4 protein-coding genes and 1 pseudogene are annotated in these 4,019 nt (G+C 40.5%); 3 read left to right on the top strand and 2 right to left on the bottom strand.

What is annotated here, in order from left to right:
* Positions 1-368, top strand: a pseudogene (locus tag FTV42_RS15205) (hypothetical protein); the annotation flags it as partial.
* 209 nt (positions 369-577) lie between these two features.
* On the opposite strand, the gene FTV42_RS15210 reads toward FTV42_RS15205, so the two are convergent.
* Positions 578-1,795 (bottom strand): MFS transporter, encoded by a 1,218-nt coding sequence (locus tag FTV42_RS15210; protein WP_179995725.1) that lies wholly within the window; start codon positions 1,793-1,795, stop codon positions 578-580.
* 106 nt (positions 1,796-1,901) lie between these two features.
* Here FTV42_RS15210 and FTV42_RS15215 point away from each other — a divergent pair, with 106 nt between their 5' ends.
* Together FTV42_RS15215 and FTV42_RS15220 are read left to right on the top strand one after the other, a co-directional pair.
* Entirely contained in the window at positions 1,902-2,663 is a 762-nt protein-coding gene (locus FTV42_RS15215; RefSeq protein ID WP_368856089.1) for a class I SAM-dependent methyltransferase, read from the top strand.
* A 13-nt stretch (positions 2,664-2,676) separates the two neighbouring features.
* Positions 2,677-3,105 carry a thioesterase family protein gene (locus FTV42_RS15220; protein ID WP_179995727.1) on the top strand — a complete coding sequence of 143 codons (429 nt, stop codon included), beginning with the start codon at positions 2,677-2,679 and terminating at the stop codon, positions 3,103-3,105.
* Positions 3,106-3,114: 9 nt separating this feature from the next.
* Here the strand turns inward: FTV42_RS15220 and FTV42_RS15225 are convergent.
* Positions 3,115-4,019, bottom strand: a 905-nt coding sequence (locus FTV42_RS15225; RefSeq protein WP_180039158.1) for a LysR family transcriptional regulator, incomplete at its 5' end; no start/stop codon positions are given.

Genomic DNA, 4,019 nt, shown 5'->3' on the forward strand with positions numbered 1-4,019 from the left:
TACAGGTACACGTTCAGTCTGAAATTGAAAATGTATTAAAAGATCAAATTTCTTTACTCAAAAATCAGTTAGATTTAGCAAATCAAAGAGAAAAGTCTTTGATGCAACATATTGAAGATCTCACTCATAGAATTGAGTTTAAAGGCACGTTAGAACAGCCAAAACAAGAAAATACTAGTAAGCTAAATGAATCTACTAATCTAAATATAGCAACAGATCCTCGGCCAGAGATTGAGTCGAACTATGACGCATTGACTACTTTTGGGGAAGACAACAAGCGTATACCTATTCCTGAACACGTTGAACCGGAACCTAAAAAAAGGGGATTATTGGGCCGTTTAGCTCGGGCAGTTTTTACAGATGAGTAAGGTTTTATTGTTATTTTTAGCTAAACAAAAGTGTGGAACATTGCTTACTTATTAAGCGTGGAACGTGAAAAGTCATAAAAAAAGCCCAATCGGGTGTGATTGGGCTTTTCAATACGAAATAAACTATTGAATTAAAACAAATAATTTAGAGCATTTCGTATAACGTGTATTATGTTAATTTTAGAAAATCTTTAAGATTGATCTGAATGCTAAACTATTTCTACAGACACATACCGATCTTGCCCAGCCTTAAAACCAACATAAATTAAAGCAAGTGCCACGCAGGCTAAAAAGATTTCAACCTTTATAAAATGGCCCGGTGACTGATACAGCAGTCCTACCATCAACGGTCCAAAAGCACCAAATCCAAAACCGACACTTTGCACCATACTAGATAATTGTGCTGCCACATGTGTATTCTCTGAACGTAAAACAATCATGGCCATCGCAATAGAGGTTAAAGCCCCTTGTCCCAGCCCCAGGATCACCGCCCATAACCAAATTGTGTGTAAGGGTGCCATCAAACAGCCGATAAAGCCAATCACAGTCAGTAAAACCACAACGACATTAAACCATGACTGATGTGGAAGACGGGTAGCAATGACCGGAGCCAGAAAACAGGCGATAGTTTGTAAAAAGATAGAACTCGATACAATCAGGCTGGCATCAAAAACAGCAATTCCCCGATCCCTGAGGAATGGTGATAACCAGCCAAATACAGTAAATGAGTACATTGATTGGAGTACCATAAACAGCGTGACTTGCCATGCCAATTTGCATTGCCACAGACCACGAATTTTAGGAGCAATGATTTTTAGGGGGACGCTATGTTGTGGGTATTGAAATAACCAGAAAAGCCAAGCCAATATCGCAGGGACTACCCATATCGCTAAAGCGCTTGACCAGTCCCCATGAAAAAATTGCTGTAAAGGGAGCGTTGTTCCTGCTGCAATAGCTGCACCTCCTAATAGAGCCATCGCATACAAACCTGACATTAGCCCAATAGATTGAGAAAAGTCCCGTTTAATCAGGCTAGGTAGTAAAACATTAATAATCGCGATTGCGCCACCGGCCAAAATCGTACCGATTAATAAACCACTAAGCTCTCCTGTTCCTCGTAAGAGAATACCAATGGTAAGAACAAACATGATGATAAATATTGTTCTTTCAATTCCCAGTTTTTGTGCCAATTTCGGTGCAAAAGGTGCAAATAAACCAAGACAAAGTACAGGTAATGTGGTGATTAAACTGGCCAATCCCGAACTGAGATTCAGTGATTGTCTAATTTCTGGCATTAACGCACCAAAACTAGGAAAGATGGTCCGTAAATTAAAGGCGACCAAAATTAAACTGCATGCCCAGAAAATCAATGTCTTAGGATGGGAATAGGATGGTGATGCTGTTGAATAAATCTCTTGTGTACTCATGCCTATTCCCTATATAAAACGCATACAATCCATATATTAAATATATATGTTAAATCATATATATTAGATTATCATATAGGTATGAAATTAAACAATGGATGAAAGCGTGAAAGATTTAGAATTCAAGGATCATTTCTCTAAAGGTTCTGAAGGCTACGCAGCCTACCGTCCTGTATATCCTATCGATTTGGTAGATGAATTAGCCTATCTATGCCCAGCACAAAATCTTGTACTAGATTGCGGTTGTGGTACAGGACAGCTTTCAGTGCTATTAGCAGAAAGATTTGATGAAGTCGTTGCAACAGATGCAAGTTCTGCTCAAATTGAAAAAGCCAAAAAATGGGAAGGTGTAATCTATCGAACAGCTTTAGCTGAAGATAGCGGGTTGCCAGATGAATCAGTCGATCTGATTACGGTTGCACAAGCTGCACATTGGCTGGATCTGGATCGTTTTTATCAGGAAGTGCAGCGTATTGCCCGGCCCAATGCGATTTTAGCCCTCATTACTTATGGTGTTTTGCATGTTGAAGGCTCTGTCGATACGCTTATTCAACAATTCTATTATCAGACCATTGGTCCATATTGGCCTGCCGAAAGAAAGCATGTTGAAGACGGATACCGAAACTTGCCTTTTCCATTTCCCGAAGTAGAGGTTCCTGAGGTCAACATGCAGGCATTTTGGAATCTGGATGAATTAATGGGCTATTTTAATACCTGGTCTGCAGTAAAAGAGGCTGAAAAAGTCCTCGGTTTTAATCCAGTTTGTCAATTTAGAACAGCGTTATTAGCTGAATGGAAAGATCCTGCTATCAAGAAAAAAATTACCTGGCCTTTATCTATTCGGGCTGGAAAAGTGAATGCTGCATAATTTAAGGAAAAATATGACAAACAATATCCCATCTGGCTTGACCTATACACAAGAAATTATAGTTGATGAATCCTTAACAGTTCCTCAAGTCTCAACGAAGTTTACTGGCTTTGCCGATATGCCACCGGTATTTGCCACAGCCTATATGGTGGGTTTTGTAGAATGGACTTGTGTAGAAGCGCTGCATCCCTATCTTGAGCCTCAGCAACGGACGGTCGGCACACATGTCAACCTCAGCCATAATGCGGCTACTCCAGTTGGCATGAAAGTCACTGCTGAAGTGACGTTGACGCATATTGAAGGGAAAAAATTAACCTCTGCTGTAATCTGCCGAGATGAAGTAGATGTGATTTGTGAAGGAACTCATGAGCGTTTTATTATCGATCATGAAAAATTCCTGACCCGTGTTCAAGCCAAATCAGCAGCTACAAATGAGCATTAATTAAGCATTTTAGAAAGGTGAGGAATAACTTTTCAGGAACTCCAGTAAAGTTTTTGCTGCACTGCTGAGAGGTCGGTCAGATGACCAACATGCACCGACCTTTAAAGAATCACCTTTCTGGTGGGGTAGTTTCAGTGGAACAATACCTGACTCATTTTCAAGCGCAGCCAAAGGTAAGGTAGTTATGGCCAAACCTGAACGTACAGCAGATAAAATAAGCGCCGGATTTTCTGACTCCAACACAATATTCAACGGTATGCCTAAAGCGGTTGAATGGCGTTCAAGCAAATCCCGTTGATGGTATCCAGTCGGATAGATCGCTAAGGGCTGTGTGAGTAGTTTTTCCCAGGAAATGCTTTCAGCTTGAACAAGTTGTTGATGGAATGAGGTTGAAACACAAGCTACATTTTTTAAATCCCACAGATATTCCGTCTCAACCTGAGGCTCTATGCCTTTATATACGGTCAAGCCTAAATCCAAAGCTTCTTTCTTCACTAAAGCTTCAATTTCCAGGGCACCAGCTTGATAAACTTTAATATGAATTTTGGGATATAACGCCATAAATTTCGGCAGTACTTGGGAGAGCGCAAATTGCGTCACCATCGCAGGAGCCGCAATACGTAATTGACCTATAGAGAGATTTTCCAGATCCTTGAGTTCATCCTTCACATTCATCAACAGACTCATCACAGGAGCTGCACGTTCCTTGAGGAGGCGACCACTTTCTGTCAGTTCAACTTTGCGGTTAGCGCGAATAAAAAGCTGTGTACCCAATTCTTTTTCTAGTTCTTTAATAGTAATACTGACCGCAGATTGGGCAACATCTAATGCATGAGCAGCAGCAGAAAAACTGCCGTTTTCGATCACGGCCATAAACACTTCAATACGACGTAGTTTTATCTTCATTTTATATG

Origin of the sequence: Acinetobacter sp. YH16052, from assembly GCF_013417155.1 — a bacterium.
In the GTDB taxonomy this organism is placed as follows: Bacteria; Pseudomonadota; Gammaproteobacteria; order Pseudomonadales; family Moraxellaceae; genus Acinetobacter.